Below are 17,140 nucleotides of genomic sequence, written 5' to 3' on the forward strand. Positions count from 1 at the left end.
GGCGTGATTTTCTGCTCGTGCTGTTCCTGAAGGAGTCTCAGCATTTTGACTACGCTATTAACACTCACATCTATCTTACTTTTTATACCATAAACTTTATTCGCCTAATTAAAACACGAAAAGGCCAACCCAAAATCTTCAGGATTAGCCATCTTCATAATATTATTAAGCTTTTTTCGACGAACCGAATTCGCGCATTTTACCAATAACGGTTTCTTTAATCTTGTCGCGACTTGGTCCTAAATATTTGCGTGGATCATATAGGTCAGGCTTTTCAGCTAACACTTCACGAACCACTTTTGCTTGAGCAATCTGGTTTTCAGTGTTGACGTTAATTTTTGCCGTACCTAATGAAATTGCACGTTGAATATCTTTTGTTGGGATACCAGTTCCGCCATGAAGAACTAAAGGTACTCCAGTTAACTGTTGAACTTCTTCCATTCTGTCAAAACCTAAGTTCGGTTCACCCTTATAAGGACCGTGTACAGAACCTAACGCAGGCGCAAAGCAATCGACACCTGTTTCGCGTACCAAACGGTCACATTCAGACGGGATTGCATAAGCAGCTTCAGCATCATCAACAATAATGTCGTCCTCTTGTCCACCAATTCGGCCTAATTCAGCTTCAACCGATACACCGTGTAGGTGCGCTAGTTCAACTACTTTTTGTGTTAATGCAATATTTTCGTCTAACGGTAAGTGAGAACCATCAATCATAACAGATGTGAATCCTGCATGAATGGCTTCCGCACATTTTTCAAAACTTGAGCCGTGATCTAAGTGAATCGCCACTGGCACAGTTGTTTTATATGAATTCATCAGTTCTTTTACTAACGCCACGACGACATTAAAGCCACCGCAATATTTCGCTGCTCCTTCTGAAACACCGATAATAACTGGAGATTGTTCTTCTTCAGCCGCTTGTAAAATTGCCTGAAAATACTCTAGGTTGTTAATATTAAATTGCCCAACAGCATAACCTTCTTTGTTTGCTTTATTGAGCATCTCTGTCATAGATACTAATGGCACAACTGGGTTCCTCCTTGTGATGTAAATCATACCTAATTAATAGAATACCAATTGCACCTTAAAATCGCAACTATATCCTAACGCTTAGTCCTTCTAAAATTTGATGAATTTGTTGAACCGAAAAAGGTTTTTCTAACACATCATAAACCTTTAAATCTCCAATACTTTTTCGGACCTCTTTTTCTGCGATCCCACTCATTAATACAACTGGAATGTCAGCATGTTGATCGTTTAGTTTTTTTGCGAATTCATCCCCGCGCATTGGTTCCATTAAGTAGTCTAAGAAAATGATTGTTGGTGATTTTGTTAAAGCTTCACTCAAGGCTTGATCTGAACGTTCAAATGAAGTGACATTATAATCTGCACGTCTAACAATTTCAGATAATAAGAGTCGAATACCTGGTTCATCGTCCACGACAAATACCTCATCTTTAATCATCATAACCCCCCAATTGTTTTGCCAACTAATTTAACTTTACCAAATATGGGGAGTTAATCAATAAGTTATTTTGTCGAAACTTGTTGCTTAACACTTAAACTATGTTCGATAAAATCTCTAAACAACGGCTGTGGGCGAGTCGGACGTGATTTGAACTCAGGGTGGAACTGTGTCGCCACAAACCATGGATGATCTTTGACTTCAATAATTTCGATTAAGCGATCGTCTGGGCTTTTGCCTGAGAATACAAACCCTGCGTCTTCCATCTGTTGACGATATTGATTGTTAAATTCATAACGGTGACGGTGTCGCTCGTATACAACCTCTTCACCATAAGCGTCGAGTGCTTTTGTACCGTTTTGAAGGCGACAAGCATAAACACCTAGACGAAGTGTTCCACCTAAGTCTTCTACATCCTTTTGTTCTGGTAAAAGGTCAATGATTGGATGTGGTGTACTTGGGTCGATTTCAGCTGAGTGAGCACCTTTTAGTCCTAATACATTACGTGCATATTCAACTGTTGCTAGTTGCATACCTAAACAAATTCCTAAGAATGGAATTTTGTTTTCACGTGCATATTTTATGGCAGAGATTTTACCTTCAATGGCACGATCACCAAAGCCGCCAGGTACTAAGATACCGTCAACGTCTGATAGATAATCAGCCGCATTGTCATCATTTACATCTTCAGAGCTGATCCATTTCACTTCGATATCTGCATCATGTGCAAATCCTGCGTGTTTCAAGGCTTCAACGACAGATATATATGCATCCTGTAGTGATACATATTTACCGACTAGACCGATTGTAACTGATTCAGATAAGTTTTTAACCTTTTGAATAAGCCCTTCCCATTCGTCCATGTTCGCTTCTGGATAGTTAAGGTTGAAGTGATCTAATGTCAGCTGGTCCAACCCTTGCTTTCTAAGTTCTAATGCTACTTCGTATAAAACATCACAGTCTAAAGCTTCGATGACAGCTTTTTCATTAATATCACAGAAAAGAGCAATTTTCTCTTTCATTTCTTTACTGATCTCCATGTCTGTTCTTAAGACAATAACATCAGGTTGTATACCAAGAGAACGAAGCTCTTTTACCGAGTGCTGGGTCGGCTTTGTTTTTAACTCACCTGCAGCTTTGATGTATGGAACTAGCGTACAGTGAATATACATAACATTGTCGCGTCCAAGGTCACTCTTAAGCTGACGAATCGCTTCTAAGAATGGAAGACTTTCGATGTCCCCGACTGTACCGCCAATCTCAGTGATGACGACGTCTGCATTCGTTTCTTTACCCGCTTGGAATACTTTATTTTTAATCTCGTTTGTGATGTGTGGGATGACCTGAACTGTTCCACCTAAGTAATCCCCTCGACGCTCCTTGCGAATGACGGATGAGTAAACTTTACCTGTTGTGATGTTGCTGTATTTATTCAAATTAATATCGATAAAACGCTCATAGTGACCTAAGTCTAAGTCAGTTTCGGCACCGTCTTCTGTGACGAAAACCTCACCGTGTTGATAAGGACTCATAGTACCTGGGTCCACGTTTAAGTATGGGTCGAATTTTTGGATCGTGACGTTGAGTCCGCGATTTTTTAATAAACGACCAAGTGATGCTGCTGTGATTCCTTTGCCTAGTGATGAAACCACTCCACCTGTTACGAAAATATACTTTGTCATTTTGCATCCTGCCTTTCTATTACATAAGTCGGGGAGTTTTTATGTTAGTTTTCCTTATAACGTTTTTTTAACACTTACCGAAACTAAGAATTCCCATTAAAAATAAAAAAAGCTCCCGAACTAAGTCGGGAGCTTGTCCTTTTTTTGAGAGCCCACATAAAATCTTAAAGTTTTCTATTTGATAAGTCAAGCTAAACTTTATAAATCTTCTTCGTCGTCATCTTCAACTATTTCTTCGTCGTCATCATCGTCGAAGAGTTCTTCGTCATCTTCTTCAATGGTGAAATCTTCTTCTCCAAGTTCAGGTTCCACTTCATCCTCAAGAAGCTCTGCATCATCTTCTTTTTTCTTTTTCTTCTTCTTTTTCTTAGGAATTTCTTCGTTGAACGAAATCGTGTCATCTTCTTGTTGATCATATGGGTACCACTTTTTTAGGCCCCAAATGTTTGAGCCAACAGACATGAAACGTCCATCAATATTTAAATCTGTATAAAATTGAACGATATATTCTTCTTTTTCCTCTTGGGTGAATTCTTTCGCTTCTGCAATTAATTCAAAGATTTCATTAAAGTTCATAGCTTTCTTTTCTTCTGCTAAGATCTCATAAGCTACTTCAACCATTGAAACCTCTTTTAATTCCTCTTTGGTATATTTTTCCAACGTCACTTCCAGCACTCCTTTACCCAATGTCGATGGTGGAAACCATAATTATGCTATTTTTCTAGTTTACAGAATACCACAACGGTAAGTCAATTCAAGTACAAAATTAATTTTAGACATAAAAAGAAGGATTTATTCAATGTGGATAAGCTTGTGACAAAATATTTATTAAACTATAAGAATCAAATTCTGTTTTTAGCTTCGTAAAAATGCTTCGCTTTCCGCAGGCACGGCTTCAACTTCCCCCAACTCACTCTCGTTCGGAGTTTAAGGATGTTCGGCTAAATACGCAACATCCATGTTGCAACGCCGAACTGACCCACATCCTGTGGCCCCTCATCTCGTGCTGTTCTGCGACGACCTGGACGGTCTAGTGTCGGCGTTGGCCACAAATGCTACTTGCATTACCTCTTTGCTTAAGTTTGCGCCGAGTAATCGCAGGCGCAGGACGTGGCCGTTTTTAGCCGACCAGGAGTCTTGCATTTTGACTACGCTAATAACAAGTGATTTTAAATTTACTATATCTTCTATCCCAGATTAAATAAATAAATTTTCTTGTGATATATCTACTTTGTTTTGGAGTTTATCTACCTCTTTTTGAAATATATCTACCGTGAAATTTGTCGACGAAGTAAAAATCGCTATTTTATCTACCCCTAAACTTCATTTATCTAACTTTTTTCATTAAAAAACCACCAACAGCGAGGTTGGTGGTTTATTCCTATTACATGTTACGACGGTATTGGCCGCCGACTTCGTATAAGGCGTTTGTGATTTGGCCTAAACTTGCGACTTTAACGGTTTCCATGAGTTCTTCGAAAATGTTACCGTTTGAAGCCGCGACTTCTTTAAGGCGTGCTAATGCTTTGTCTGCTTTATCAGAGTTACGCGTCTGGAAGTCACGCAGATTCTTAATTTGTTGCTGTTTCTCTTCTTGCGATGCACGAGCCACTTCCATTGAGTTGATCTCATCTTCAGATGGTGGGTTCGGATTCACATATGTGTTCACCCCAACAATTGGAAGTTCACCTGAGTGCTTTTTACCTTCATAATATAGAGATTCTTCTTGAATCTTACCACGTTGATACTGGCGTTCCATCGCACCGAGTACGCCACCGCGGTCGTTAATGCGTTCGAACTCTTGTAAAACCGCTTCTTCAACAAGGTCTGTTAGTTCTTCTAAAATAAATGAGCCTTGTAGTGAGTTTTCGTTTTTCGTTAGGCCGAACTCTTTATTAATAATCATCTGGATTGCCATTGCACGACGAACGGATTCTTCAGTTGGTGTTGTAATGGCTTCGTCATAAGCGTTCGTGTGTAGTGAGTTCGTGTTGTCCTGAATCGCGATTAAGGCTTGTAGCGTCGTACGGATGTCGTTGAAGTCCACTTCCTGTGCGTGTAGTGAACGCCCAGATGTTTGGATGTGATACTTCAACTTCTGACTACGTTCGTTAGCACCGTATTTATCTCGCATCGCAACTGACCAAATGCGGCGTGCCACACGGCCAATTACCGTATACTCTGGATCTAATCCGTTTGAGAAGAAGAACGACAAATTCGGTGCGAACTTATTAATATCCATGCCACGGCTCAAGTAGTACTCAACGTACGTGAAGCCATTCGCAAGTGTAAACGCTAGCTGACTGATTGGATTCGCTCCCGCTTCTGCGATGTGATACCCAGAAATCGAAACCGAGTAGTAGTTACGAACTTCATTATTAATGAAGTATTCCTGAATATCACCCATCATACGTAGTGCAAACTCAGTTGAGAAGATACACGTGTTTTGGCCTTGGTCTTCTTTTAAGATATCTGCCTGAACCGTGCCACGAACAACCGAAATCGTTTCAGCTTTAATTTGTTCAAATTCTTTTTGATTTGGATCGCGCCCATTTTCGTCTTTGAACTTCTTCAGCTGCTGGTCAATCGCTGTGTTAAAGTACATCGCCAAGATAATCGGTGCTGGTCCGTTAATTGTCATCGATACAGATGTCATTGGATCCACTAAATCGAAGCCATCATAAAGTTTCTTCATGTCATCTAACGTACAAATGCTGACACCAGACTCCCCTACTTTACCGTAAATGTCTGGACGCTCATCCGGGTCTTCACCGTATAATGTTACGGAATCAAATGCCGTACTTAAACGTTTAGCCGCTTCATTTTTCGATAAGTAATGGAAACGACGATTAGTACGTTCAGGCGTTCCTTCTCCAGCAAACTGACGTGTTGGGTCTTCCCCTTTACGCTTGAACGGGAAAACACCTGCCGTGAACGGGAAGGCACCTGGCACATTTTCCATCAGCATCCAATATAAACGGTCGCCCCAGTCGCGATATTTCGGTAACGCAACTTTCGGTACTTTTATACCTGATAAGCTTTCTGTGTTTAAATCGACGGTAAATTCTTTGTCTCGAACTTTATAAGACAGTTGATCTTTCGTGTATGTTTCTTTCAGTTCATCAAATTTCTCTAATTTAGCCTTGTTGTCGGCTTCTAATTCTTTTTCGTACTTCTCGATTAGTTGTTTCAGCTCTTCAACTTGACCGATTTCCTCTTCGGTCCCTTTTAATTGATAAAGCTTACGCGCAATCTTGCTTTGTTTCTTCGCATCTTCTTTATAACCTTGAACCGTTTGAACGATGTCACGTAAATATTGACGGCGCTCAGGTGGAATGATTAAGTTTTGCTTTTCGACTAACTTAATTTTTGTCTCGAAAGGCACTTCAACATTCCAGTCGTAACGGTCATTAATCGTTTCTAAAATGGATGCAAACAACGTGTTCGTTCCAGGGTCGTTAAACTGTGACGCAATTGTACCGAATACCGGGAACGTCTCAGGATCATCATGGAATAGCATGCGGCTACGGCTGTACTGTTTACGCACTTGGTTAAACGCATCCTCAGATCCTTTTTGTTCGAACTTGTTAATGACGATGAAATCCGCAAAATCGATCATATCGATTTTTTCTAACTGAGTCGGCGCACCGAATTCAGCCGTCATCACATACATCGATAAGTCTGTGATTTCGGTAATTTCAGCATCCCCTTGACCGATTCCACTCGTTTCAACGATGATGAAGTCAAAATCAGCTGCTTTCACGACACGAATCGCATCTAAAATGGCTTGTGACAGCTCTGTTTTAGAACTACGCGTCGCAAGGGAGCGCATATACACGCGTTCATTAAAAATCGCATTCATACGAATACGGTCACCAAGTAGTGCACCACCTGTTTTCTTCTTCGTTGGGTCAACAGATAAAATCGCAAGCTTCTTATCAGGAACCTCATTGATGAAACGACGAACAAGCTCATCTGTTAATGAACTTTTACCAGCACCACCTGTACCTGTAATCCCTAGAACCGGTACGTCTTCACGAGTAATTTTTAATAAATCTTGAAGTTTGTCACTCGTTACGTCTTCATTTTCAACGTGAGAAATTAGTCGCGCAATTGCTTGGTAATCTCCCTTTTGTGCCTTTGTCGCATCGGACTCTAGCTCAAGCGGTGTAGGATGATCACATTCTTCTAGCATTGTGTTAATCATGCCTTGTAAACCAATCTGACGTCCATCCTCTGGTGAGAAAATACGCGCCACACCATGGTCGTGAAGTTCTTTAATTTCACGAGGTAAAATAACCCCGCCTCCACCACCGTAAACACGGATATGTCCTGCACCTTTTTCATTGAGTAAATCAACCATGTACTTAAAATATTCCACGTGTCCACCTTGGTAAGATGAAATCGCAATCCCTTGTACGTCTTCCTGAATTGCCGCGTTCACCACTTCTTCAACCGAACGGTTATGCCCAAGGTGAATGATTTCCGCTCCACTCGCTTGTAAAATACGACGCATAATATTAATCGATGCATCGTGACCATCAAACAAGCTTGAAGCCGTGACAAAACGAACAGGATGCTTCACTTTGTACACTTCCTGTTGTTGCATAACATCATCCTCCTCTCGTCAGCTCAAGCTGACTTTTTAGTAATTCAAATTGTAGATTTGTGTATTGTTCTAATGAAAATTCTTTTTGTAACATCCAACGTCTGAAGCCCCACATTTGTCCTTGAATAAAAATGTTATTCGCAATAATGGTGAGCTGATCGCTAGATAAATTCGGATAATTATTTTGAATGACACGTTCCAGAAGATGAACCATCTGCCGTTCTTTCTCTAAAACATACTCTTGAGCATCCTTTGGTAGGGCTTTTAATTCCTGATATAACACCAAAACCTCATCCTGCATATCATCCATCAGCTCGTAATAAGACTTAACCGCTTGATATAGCGTGTCTTCTGACGTCTCTTTTGTGTTAAAAACGGCTTCCATCCTCGCCTTTACTTCATCGTAAATGGCATCACAGACGAGAAAAAGAACGTCTTCTTTTTTCCTGATATATTCATAAAGCGTTCCAATTGAGAAGCCTGCTGCTTTTGCGATTTCTCTTGTTGTTGCACGGTGGAACCCCTTTTGGGTAAAAAGAGAAACCGCACCTTTTTGCAACTGTTCACGACGCTTTTGAATTAATTGTTCATCCTTAATTGATGAATCAATGGGTTTAACCATTCGCTCCACCTACTTTACGCCATTCCGATAGCCACTGTTTGGCTAACTGGTAAGGATCATCAGACTGTTTAAGTTCTTCTTGTTTATCGGGGTCGTCTGATACAAACTGATATACATCCTTCCACAATGCTTCCTGCATGAGTTCATACACTTCATAACGAAGCTGCTCACTTCGTTTTTCCTGACCTGTATTCGTTTCGTCTAAGTAATGACGGTGTTTTCGGAATGCATCGAACAGTTTATCGAAACCGAAATTCTCAGTCACACTCGTTTCAACGATTTGCGGTTCAAACCCACGATGGCCAGCGATATGAATTAAATCACGCAAGGTGTTCTTTAATTTTTTAACACCAGGTAAATCAGCTTTATTCAGGATAAAAAGATCCGCGATTTCCATAATGCCAGCCTTGAAAATTTGAAGGATATCGCCACTGTTTGGTGTCAGCATAACAGCGGTCGTATCAGCCACCTTCATGATATCGAGTTCAGACTGCCCAACGCCGACTGTTTCCACGATAATGTAGTCAAACCCATATGCATCACAAGCACGAATCGCATCTTTGGTTGCTCTTGCAAGACCCCCAAGGCTACCGCGCGTTGCCATACTGCGGATGAATACTTCTTGGTCAGTAAAATGTTTATGCATGCGCACTCGGTCACCTAGAAGAGCACCACCGCTGAAAGGACTGGTTGGATCAACTGCGATGACTGCTACATTTTTACCTTTTTCACGTAAAAGTGTAATGAGGCGATCAACGAGCGAGCTTTTGCCGGCACCTGGTGATCCCGTGATGCCGATGTAATGGGCGTGTTTCTTACGCGCATTGAGTTGGCTCATGAGCTCGAGTTTGTCTGGGTGGTCGTTTTCAATGAGTGTGATGGCTCGTGCTAAGGCGCGTTGATCTTGTTCGGCAATGCGGTCTGCTAGTTGATCCATTGGTTTCATCCTTTCTTGATTAAAATTAATGAATGTGAATTGCGATTTATGGTGCACGAAAGAAATGATTCGGGATTAGTTTGCGAAAGGCGGCGACTCCTGCGGGAACAGCACGAGCTGAAAATCACGCAAAACGAATGTAAGTGAGTTTTGTGAAGTTGAGGCCGTGCCCGCGGAAAGCGTCCGCCTGTAGCAAAACTAAAATACACTAATTACTTCGTCACCATTCGTCCGATCACGAGACGTTGGATTTCTTGTGTGCCTTCGTAAATTTGAGTAATTTTCGCATCACGCATGAAGCGTTCAACTGGGTAATCTTTCGTGTAACCATAACCACCATAAACTTGAACCGCTTCAACCGTTACTTTCATCGCTGTATCACCTGCATATAACTTTGCCATCGCCGATTCTTTCTGATACGGCAGGCCTTCTGACTCGTTATACGCCGCTTGATACGTTAATAGACGAGAAGCTTCAACTTGAGTCGCCATGTCTGCAAGTTTGAACGAAATTCCTTGGTTGTTCGCAATTGGCTTACCAAACTGTTCACGTTCTTTTGCATAGTCCGTTGCTGCGTCTAATGCACCTTGAGCAATTCCAACAGCTTGTGCGGCAATACCGTTACGACCGCCGTCTAATGTTGTCATCGCAATTTTGAACCCTTGACCTTCTTCACCTAGCATGTTTTCTTTAGGTACTCGGCAGTTTTCAAAAATTAACTCCGTTGTAGGGGATGAACGAATCCCTAACTTCTGTTCTTTTTTACCAAACGAAAATCCGTCTGTGCCCTTCTCAACGATAAAAGCAGAGATTCCTCTATGCTTCGCGTCAACATCTGTTTTCGCAAACACCACATAGATATCAGCTACGCCACCATTTGTAATCCATACTTTGCTTCCGTTTAGAATATAGTCGTCACCGTCTTTTTTCGCAGTCGTGCGCATGGATGCTACATCACTACCAGCACCTGGCTCAGATAATGCGTAAGCACCTAATGCTTCACCTGTTGCAAGACGTTGTAAGAAGTTTTTCTTCTGATCTTCATTTCCGTAAGTATAAATTGGCCAGCTTGCTAGTGAAATGTGAGCCGACAATGTTACCCCAGTAGAGGCACATACACGAGATAATTCTTCAACGGCAATCGCATAGCTCACAAAGTCTGAGCCAATACCACCGTACTCTTCTGGCCATGGAATTCCTGTTAGGCCAAGTTCAGCCATGGTGTCAAAAATTTCTCGATCAAAGCGCTCTTCTTCATCACGCTCTGCTGCTGTTGGTGCGACTTCATTTTCTGCAAAGTCACGAACCATTTTACGTAACATTTGTTGTTCTTCTGTTAGTTGAAAGTTCATGTCAAAATTCCTCCTATTTAAGTAAATGCCTGCTAATGACTAGATTTTGAATTTCAGTTGTGCCTTCGTAGATTTGAGTGATTTTCGCATCACGCATATATCGCTCAACCGGGTAATCTTTCGTGTAGCCGTAACCACCGTAGACCTGCACAGCTTCAATTGAAACATCGACTGCCGTTTGAGAGGCGAATTTTTTAGCCATTGAAGCTTCCTTCGCACAGTCAACTCCCGCTTCATGCATGGATGCTGCGTTATAGATTAATAGTTTTGATCCTTCAACAGCCGTTGCCATATCGGCTAACTTAAACGAAATACCTTGATTATGTGCAATTGGCTTTCCGAATTGTTCACGCTCTTTTGCATAACCCGTTGCTGCGTTTAAGGCTGCTTCTGCGATCCCTAATGCTTGTGCCCCAATCCCGATTCGGCCAATGTTAAGGTTCGAAAGTGCAATTTTATACCCTTCGCCTTCTTCACCTAACAACTGGCTTGCTGGGACTCGGCAGTTATCAAACGTTAGTGGAACCGTTGCTGAACCGTGAAGGCCCATCTTTTCTTCAGGCTTTCCAACTTCAAAACCTGGTGTGTCTTTTTCAACGATAAACGCGGAAATCCCTTTACTTTCAGCATCTTGGTCCGTCTTGGCAAACACAATATACGTATCAGCGTAACCACCGTTAGTGATGAAGATTTTTGATCCGTTTAATACGTACTCATCTCCATCTTTTACAGCACGAGTTTTTAGTGAACCAGCATCACTACCTGCACCTGGTTCTGTTAAAGCAAAAGCCCCTAAGTACTCACCTGAAGCTAGCTTTGGAATGTAGTGCTTCTTTTGCTCGTCTGTTCCGAATTTTAAAATTGGAAACGTTCCGACTGATGTGTGTACCGATAAAATAACACCTAATGTTGCACTTACTTTAGACAATTCATGAATCGCAATGATGTACGAGACATAATCCATCCCTGCGCCACCGTATTCTTCTGGAACAGGAATACCAAGGATCCCTAGCTCACCCATTTTTTCAATAAGCTCTACTGGAAAACGATCCTCAGTTTCCATACGCTCTACAGCTGGTGCGACTTCTTGCTGAGCAAAGTCACGCACCATCTTACGCATCATGTTCTGCTCATCTGTGAAGTTTAAATTCATCTAAGGTGCCCTCCTATTCGTACACGTAGAAACCGCGGCCAGATTTTTTACCTAACCAACCGGCGCTAACATATTTCTTAAGTAATGGACATGGACGATACTTGCTGTCACCAAATCCTTCGTAAAGGACTTCCATGATGTATAAGCACGTATCAAGTCCAATAAAGTCTGCTAAGGTTAATGGACCCATTGGATGATTCATACCGAGCTTCATTACTTCATCGACTGCTTCTGGCTCTGCAACACCCTCATATACTGTGTAAATCGCTTCGTTAATCATCGGCATTAATACACGGTTCGAAACAAATCCTGGGTAGTCATTTACTTCAACCGGTGTTTTGTTCAATGCTTTTGCCGCTTCTTCAATCGTTTTATAAGTTTGATCTGATGTTTGTATCGCACGAATAATCTCAACCAGCTTCATTACTGGAACTGGATTCATGAAGTGCATCCCAATAACTTGTTCAGGACGATTCGTTACTGCAGCGATATCTGTAATTGGTAGAGATGATGTATTCGTTGCTAGAATCGCGTGTTTTGGCGTCACTTCATCTAACTTTTGGAAAACTTGAGTTTTAACATCCATGTTTTCAACGACTGCCTCAATAACTAAATCACGGTCACTTGCCTCATCTAATGAGGTTGTCGTCTGAATACGGTTTAACGTTTCTGTCTTTTCTTCTTCAGTCATACGACCTTTATCAACGTTACGAGATAAAAGCTTCTCCATCGTTGCAAGGCCTTTTTGTAATGCTTCTTCAGATAAATCGTTTAGTTTAACATCGAAACCAGACTGGGCAAAAACTTGTGCAATCCCCGAGCCCATTTGTCCAGCTCCAATGACCATAACGTTCTTAATTGTCATGAAAAACCCTTCCTTTCAATCTCTAAATCTATTATCTACTGTTTTGGTACTTCGATTAATAACGCATCACCTTGACCGCCGCCAGAACAGATTGACGCGATCCCTAAACCGCCACCACGGCGTTTTAATTCATAAGCTAACGTTAAAACGATACGTGCACCACTTGCACCAATCGGGTGACCAAGTGCAACTGCACCACCGTTCACGTTCACTTTTTCCGGATCTAAGCCAGCAATTTTTCCACTTGCTAATGAAACTGCTGCGAAGGCTTCATTAACTTCGAATAAATCAATATCATCTAGGCTATAGCCTGTTTTTTCTAGTAATTTATTAATCACGATTCCTGGTGTTTCAGGGAATCGGTCTGCTTCAACTGCTACTTCAGCATGGCCAATCACTTTTGCTAGTGTTTCTTTACCTTCTGCTTTCGCTTTTTCTTCAGACATTAACACCATTGCAGCTGCCCCGTCGTTAACACCTGGTGCGTTACCCGCTGTAATTGTGCCGTCTTTATCAAAAGCCGGGCGAAGCTTTGCTAGTTTTTCAGCTGTTGTGCCTTGGCGAGGTGCTTCGTCTGTATCTACGACTATTGGGTCACCTTTACGCTGAGGGACTTCAACTGGAACGATTTCATCAGCTAGCTTACCTTCTTCAATTGCCTTAAGCGCACGCTCATGGCTTTGAGCTGCCCAATTATCTTGATCTTCACGAGATAACTCGAACTTATTCGCAGTTCGGTTACCGTAAGTTCCCATGTGGACATTTTCAAACGAGCAAGTTAGACCGTCATGCACCATCATGTCGACCACTTTTTGATCGCCCATACGCATTCCCCAACGCGCGTTTGGCATAAAGTATGGCGCATTACTCATGCTCTCCATTCCACCTGCTACGATTGTGTCTTCCTCTCCTAAACGTATCATCATATCCCCTAGTGCCACACTACGCATACCTGATGCACATACTTTGTTGATTGTTTCCGTCTTTGTCTCCCAAGGAATTCCTGCATAACGTAATGCTTGACGAGATGGAAGTTGACCTTGACCACCTTGTAAAACTGTCCCCATGATCACTTCCTGTACATTCTTTCCTTCAACAGAAGCTCGATTAAGCGCTTCTTTAATGGCGATTCCACCTAATTGAGCTGCTGTTAACGGGGCAAGACCTCCACCAAATTTACCGAAAGGCGTTCTCGCACCTGCTACAATCACTGTATTTGACACTATGATTCCTCCCTTTACTTGACTCTTTGTAAACGCTAACATAATTATAACATAAAACCGACTGAACGCTCGCTCAATGGCATAATTTTATGAATTTTATTATTAGAAAGATTTAATGAACCATCTTTCCCCATCGAATGGTCCTTTTGCACAGGTTAATAGGTCTTTTTCTTACTTCAACGGTTTTAAAAATATGTCTTTTGAATCTTTTAATCTATGGATTGGTCCTTTTTAATAATAAACTTGTACATTGATTAATAAAATGAACTAGAGATTGCTTTTTTAAGGGGGATCCTTATGAGAAGAGGGAACGGTAAAGCTTTTATTATATTAATAGTGTTTTCTGCGATTGTCGTACTATTATTTATTAGTTTTATGAATTTCACCAAATCCCCTGAAGATCAGGCAACTGAAGCAATTCATAAGTTTTATCAGTTTGAACAGGAAGGCGCCTTTTCTCATTCATGGGAAATGTTCCACCCTCAGATGCAACAAAAATTCGACAAAGCACATTATATACAAGACCGAGCCCACGTGTTTATGAACCACTTTGGTGTACAAACTTTTGCGTATAGTCTAAGTGGTCCCACTGAGGTCACAGATTGGACGATGGAAGACGGTGCGGAACGAATTGACAGGCTATACAAATTTGACGTCTCCAAAACTTACAAAGGCAAGTACGGTAACTTCACAATCGTACAAGGTGTGTACGCAACGGAGGTAGCTGGTGAGTGGAGAATATTATGGGATTATAATAAATGAGGCTGGGACAAAAGATATCTTATCCTTAGAGAAGACGAATATTAGGAGTCAAGTTACTCCTAATATTCGTCTTCAATTTTTAGCTGCGTCAAAATGCTTCGCTTTCCGCAGGCACGGCTTCAACTTCCCCAAACTCACTTTCGTTCGAAGTTTAAGGATGTTCGGCTAAATACGCAACATCCATGTTGCAACGCCGAACTGACCCACATCCTGTGGCCCCTCAGCTCGTGCTGTTCTGCGACGACCTGGACGGTCTAGTGTCGGCGTTGGCCACAAATGCTACTTGCATTACTTCTTTGCCTAAGTTTGCGCCGAGTAATCGCAGGCGCAGGACGTGGCCGTTTTTAGCCGACCAGGAGTCTGCGCATTTTGACTACGCTAATAAAACTCAATATTCGTTTTTTGTTAAGCTACTTTTCTTTTGTCCCAGCCTCTTTTTTTACATTTTTATTGGAACATCTTTTATCATTTTGTAACTAAGCCAAAGTCCTAATGCAATCAAAGTATAATCTCCTAATGAACTCAATAGAAAGTCGAATTTAGCGCCAGTTAAAATGTCTGAAATAAGATGTGAAATAAAATCCGCAAACACTTTCGATATAAGTAAAACTAGAATAAAAAGCAAACCAATGACCCAATGGTAACGATAAAACCCTAACGCAATAAATATACCCGCAAGGAAGCTTAGAAATAGACTGATGACATAGTACCATACATCTGCTAGGGCAATTGAATTAATGTTAGAAGTTTGCATCACAGTATACTCAATAAACGTTAAGCTAAGATTTACTAATGTATAACTTAAAATTAAGGCTAAAACGGTATATACCATTCCTATAAAGAATGATTTTCTGGTTCCTCCTAGTTTTATAACTTGTGGTAGAAATCCATAGATTGCGATAATCCCTAATATTAATAACCCGATTGTCATTGGATCAAGCGTAAAATCTAGAAAATGACCTAACTCTGACGCTTCTTCCACGAAGTAGTTAATTAAATAAGTAACGACTCTTACCACAATTGATAGTATCACTAAAAAAAGCAGCCACTTAAATAGATCACGATAGTAGTCTTTAAAAACTATTTTTGATGTTTGATCCATTAACTCTCACCCCCAGTAAGATATGTGAATAAATCCTGAAGTTTAGCATTTTTAATTTCGAGTCCAACCTCTTTTGCTTCTTGTAAATCGCGTTCTGTGAAACTCTTGTAGATTAATACAGATTTCATGCCACCAATTGTTTCTTCGTATAGTACTTCCTTCGATGAGGTAAACTCATCAACGATTTCAGGACTACCAGTTATGAAGAAGCCTTGATCAATAATGGACTGATAATCGTCATGTAGCAAAAGCTCGCCATCGTGAATCATCATAACTTCATCAAATAAATACTCCATTTCTGATACAAGGTGCGTTGATAAAATGAACAATCTTGGATGTTTTTCTTGTTCTTTTAATAGTTCTTTATAAAACATTGCACGTGTCGGAGCATCCATACCTAGATAAACTTCATCCATGATAGTAATTGGCGTCCTGCTTGCTAATCCTACAATCATGTTAAAGGCAGATAACTGACCTTTAGAAAGTTTACTTAAATTTTTATTACTAGGAACTTTAAAACGAGCCATTAACTCATTAGCATACGTTTCATCAAAATTAGGACGGTATAATTTTAATTTCTTAAAGAATTTTTCTGCCTTTTGATCTTGAAGGTCTTTTACTGGCGCTTCATATAAAAAAGTCAGGTCCTTCATGTATTGTGAATTCTCAAATGTGAGTTCCCCATTTGCTTCAATATAACCGACAGTTGCATCACTATAAGCGGACAGTATGGAGAGTAACGTAGTTTTACCTGCACCATTACGCCCAATCAACCCAACGATTTTATTACCTTCCAATGTGAAAGATATATCTCTTAATGCTTTGAAATTCCTATAATGCATCGAAACATTCTTTGCCTCTAATTTGTAAGCCATCATTCTTCATCCCCCTTTTTAACTTTCCGAATCATCTTCAACATTTCATCTTCTGAGATCTTTAACTTTTCTGCTTCTTGCACTAGTTGAACGATATAAGTTTGTTGAAATGTTCTCCTTCTCTTTTCTATCAATTTCTCTTTTGCTCCTTCAGATACAAACATCCCCACACCACGCTTTTTGAAAATAATATCTTCGTCTGCTAACTGGTTAATCCCTTTAGCTACGGTAAGATGATTAATCTTGTAGAAGTTCACTAATTGGTTTGTTGACGGGATCTGGTCACCTTCTTTAAGTTGATCATTTAGTATTTGATCTTCAATCCGTTCCCTAACTTGCTGGAATATTGGTTTGTCTTCATCAAATTCATGACTCATTTTCATCACCACTCTATATGGTTATATAGTTAAGTATATAACCATAATACAATTAATGTTCTTAAAATGCAATACTCATTAGAGAATTATTTTATGGGGAAAAATTACGATAT

Annotated in this window: 15 protein-coding genes; 1 reads left to right on the top strand and 14 read right to left on the bottom strand. The window is 40.7% G+C overall.

From position 1 onward, the window contains the following. Positions 1-165: 165 nt before the first annotated feature. The 11 genes from fba to ACTWQB_RS07340 form a co-directional block, all read right to left on the bottom strand. A complete protein-coding gene (gene fba, locus ACTWQB_RS07290; RefSeq protein WP_443138529.1) occupies positions 166-1,029 on the bottom strand; it encodes a class II fructose-1,6-bisphosphate aldolase in 864 nt (287 codons plus the stop codon). Between the two features lie 70 nt (positions 1,030-1,099). Next, positions 1,100-1,468 carry a response regulator gene (locus ACTWQB_RS07295; RefSeq protein WP_443138530.1) on the bottom strand — a complete coding sequence of 123 codons (369 nt, stop codon included), beginning with the start codon at positions 1,466-1,468 and terminating at the stop codon, positions 1,100-1,102. Positions 1,469-1,533: 65 nt separating this feature from the next. Next, positions 1,534-3,150, bottom strand: coding sequence for a CTP synthase (locus ACTWQB_RS07300; protein ID WP_443138531.1), 1,617 nt, complete (start codon positions 3,148-3,150; stop codon positions 1,534-1,536). A gap of 198 nt (positions 3,151-3,348) precedes the next feature. Beyond that, positions 3,349-3,816 carry a DNA-directed RNA polymerase subunit delta gene (gene rpoE / locus ACTWQB_RS07305; RefSeq protein WP_443138532.1) on the bottom strand — a complete coding sequence of 156 codons (468 nt, stop codon included), beginning with the start codon at positions 3,814-3,816 and terminating at the stop codon, positions 3,349-3,351. Positions 3,817-4,534: 718 nt separating this feature from the next. Further along, positions 4,535-7,759, bottom strand: coding sequence for a fused isobutyryl-CoA mutase/GTPase IcmF (gene icmF / locus ACTWQB_RS07310; protein WP_443138533.1), 3,225 nt, complete (start codon positions 7,757-7,759; stop codon positions 4,535-4,537). A 4-nt stretch (positions 7,760-7,763) separates the two neighbouring features. After that, entirely contained in the window at positions 7,764-8,381 is a 618-nt protein-coding gene (locus ACTWQB_RS07315) for a TetR/AcrR family transcriptional regulator (protein WP_443138534.1), read from the bottom strand. Further along, positions 8,374-9,318 (bottom strand): methylmalonyl Co-A mutase-associated GTPase MeaB, encoded by a 945-nt coding sequence (gene meaB / locus ACTWQB_RS07320; protein ID WP_443138535.1) that lies wholly within the window; start codon positions 9,316-9,318, stop codon positions 8,374-8,376. The genes ACTWQB_RS07315 and meaB overlap by 8 nt, the downstream gene beginning before the upstream one ends. A gap of 212 nt (positions 9,319-9,530) precedes the next feature. Next, positions 9,531-10,670, bottom strand: a complete 1,140-nt coding sequence (locus ACTWQB_RS07325; protein ID WP_443138536.1) for an acyl-CoA dehydrogenase — start codon at positions 10,668-10,670, stop codon at positions 9,531-9,533. 13 nt (positions 10,671-10,683) lie between these two features. After that, positions 10,684-11,823, bottom strand: a complete 1,140-nt coding sequence (locus tag ACTWQB_RS07330; RefSeq protein ID WP_443138537.1) for an acyl-CoA dehydrogenase — start codon at positions 11,821-11,823, stop codon at positions 10,684-10,686. A 13-nt stretch (positions 11,824-11,836) separates the two neighbouring features. Then, complete coding sequence (locus ACTWQB_RS07335) at positions 11,837-12,688, bottom strand: 3-hydroxybutyryl-CoA dehydrogenase (RefSeq protein WP_443138538.1); 852 nt, start codon at positions 12,686-12,688, stop codon at positions 11,837-11,839. Positions 12,689-12,723: 35 nt separating this feature from the next. After that, positions 12,724-13,911 carry an acetyl-CoA C-acetyltransferase gene (locus ACTWQB_RS07340; RefSeq protein ID WP_443138539.1) on the bottom strand — a complete coding sequence of 396 codons (1,188 nt, stop codon included), beginning with the start codon at positions 13,909-13,911 and terminating at the stop codon, positions 12,724-12,726. Between the two features lie 297 nt (positions 13,912-14,208). Between ACTWQB_RS07340 and ACTWQB_RS07345 the strand changes: the two genes are divergently transcribed. Next, positions 14,209-14,673 carry a hypothetical protein gene (locus ACTWQB_RS07345; protein ID WP_443138540.1) on the top strand — a complete coding sequence of 155 codons (465 nt, stop codon included), beginning with the start codon at positions 14,209-14,211 and terminating at the stop codon, positions 14,671-14,673. A 439-nt stretch (positions 14,674-15,112) separates the two neighbouring features. Here ACTWQB_RS07345 and ACTWQB_RS07350 read toward each other — a convergent pair whose 3' ends face one another. The 3 genes from ACTWQB_RS07350 to ACTWQB_RS07360 are packed head-to-tail and all read right to left on the bottom strand — an operon-like array spanning position 15,113 to position 17,027. Then, entirely contained in the window at positions 15,113-15,775 is a 663-nt protein-coding gene (locus tag ACTWQB_RS07350) for a hypothetical protein (RefSeq protein ID WP_443138541.1), read from the bottom strand. After that, positions 15,775-16,653, bottom strand: coding sequence for an ATP-binding cassette domain-containing protein (locus ACTWQB_RS07355; protein WP_443138542.1), 879 nt, complete (start codon positions 16,651-16,653; stop codon positions 15,775-15,777). The genes ACTWQB_RS07350 and ACTWQB_RS07355 overlap by 1 nt, the downstream gene beginning before the upstream one ends. After that, on the bottom strand, positions 16,650-17,027 hold the full coding sequence (locus ACTWQB_RS07360; RefSeq protein WP_443138543.1) for a GntR family transcriptional regulator: 378 nt from the start codon (positions 17,025-17,027) through the stop codon (positions 16,650-16,652). Before ACTWQB_RS07360 ends, ACTWQB_RS07355 begins: the two co-directional genes overlap by 4 nt. Positions 17,028-17,140 lie beyond the last annotated feature (113 nt).

Origin of the sequence: Piscibacillus sp. B03, from assembly GCF_052246295.1 — a bacterium.
GTDB lineage: Bacteria > Bacillota > Bacilli > Bacillales > Alkalibacillaceae > Piscibacillus.

Excerpts from the sequence above, each read along its gene's own strand:
- ACTWQB_RS07360 (WP_443138543.1), bottom strand. The coding sequence starts at position 17,027 with ATGAGTCATGAATTTGATGAAGACAAACCAATATTCCAGCAAGTTAGG.
- ACTWQB_RS07330 (WP_443138537.1), bottom strand. The coding sequence starts at position 11,823 with ATGAATTTAAACTTCACAGATGAGCAGAACATGATGCGTAAGATGGTG.
- ACTWQB_RS07325 (WP_443138536.1), bottom strand. The coding sequence starts at position 10,670 with ATGAACTTTCAACTAACAGAAGAACAACAAATGTTACGTAAAATGGTT.
- ACTWQB_RS07315 (WP_443138534.1), bottom strand. The coding sequence starts at position 8,381 with ATGGTTAAACCCATTGATTCATCAATTAAGGATGAACAATTAATTCAA.
- icmF (WP_443138533.1), bottom strand. The coding sequence starts at position 7,759 with ATGCAACAACAGGAAGTGTACAAAGTGAAGCATCCTGTTCGTTTTGTC.
- ACTWQB_RS07345 (WP_443138540.1), top strand. The coding sequence starts at position 14,209 with ATGAGAAGAGGGAACGGTAAAGCTTTTATTATATTAATAGTGTTTTCT.
- ACTWQB_RS07355 (WP_443138542.1), bottom strand. The coding sequence starts at position 16,653 with ATGATGGCTTACAAATTAGAGGCAAAGAATGTTTCGATGCATTATAGG.
- ACTWQB_RS07300 (WP_443138531.1), bottom strand. The coding sequence starts at position 3,150 with ATGACAAAGTATATTTTCGTAACAGGTGGAGTGGTTTCATCACTAGGC.
- ACTWQB_RS07335 (WP_443138538.1), bottom strand. The coding sequence starts at position 12,688 with ATGACAATTAAGAACGTTATGGTCATTGGAGCTGGACAAATGGGCTCG.
- ACTWQB_RS07295 (WP_443138530.1), bottom strand. The coding sequence starts at position 1,468 with ATGATTAAAGATGAGGTATTTGTCGTGGACGATGAACCAGGTATTCGA.
- ACTWQB_RS07350 (WP_443138541.1), bottom strand. The coding sequence starts at position 15,775 with ATGGATCAAACATCAAAAATAGTTTTTAAAGACTACTATCGTGATCTA.
- meaB (WP_443138535.1), bottom strand. The coding sequence starts at position 9,318 with ATGGATCAACTAGCAGACCGCATTGCCGAACAAGATCAACGCGCCTTA.